Source organism: Nocardia cyriacigeorgica (genome assembly GCF_010858045.1).
In the GTDB taxonomy this organism is placed as follows: domain Bacteria; phylum Actinomycetota; class Actinomycetes; order Mycobacteriales; family Mycobacteriaceae; genus Nocardia; species Nocardia cyriacigeorgica_E.
The window spans coordinates 1-363 of the sequence record NZ_JAAGVC010000166.1 but is presented as its reverse complement, the minus strand read 5'-3'; the positions used below and the strand labels follow the sequence as shown (position 1 = coordinate 363).

1 protein-coding gene is annotated in these 363 nt (G+C 65.8%); it reads right to left on the bottom strand.

Annotation, left to right across the window (positions count from 1 at the left end; all coding sequences use genetic code 11):
• A partial coding sequence (locus GV790_RS29200) for a PAC2 family protein (RefSeq protein ID WP_163818036.1) occupies positions 1 to 363 on the bottom strand: 363 nt, incomplete at both ends.

The window sequence follows — 363 nt, the reverse complement described above, 5'->3', positions numbered from 1 at the left end:
GTGCCAGGTAGTGCGGCACATGCACCGAGAACCCCAGCGATTCGTGACCGTGCTGGGCCATCCGGTATTCCAGCAGCGATGAGGCACTACCGGGCACCTGCAACTCGCCCGGCCAGCGCTGGTTGTCCTCGATCAGATCGCGATCGGAGGAATGTGCGGTGATACCGAGCGGTCGGGTGTGCGGGATGGCCATGGGGATGGCGCTCAGGCCGATACTGCGGCGCACCCCGAGTTGTTCGGCGAGCAGTCGCACGGCGGTGGTGAACTTCTCCCAGCGCAGATCCGGCTCCATCCCAGACAGCAGCAGGAACGGTGTGCCCGCGGTGTCCCGTAGTGCCCACAGGTTCAGCTCGGGTTCGGCGT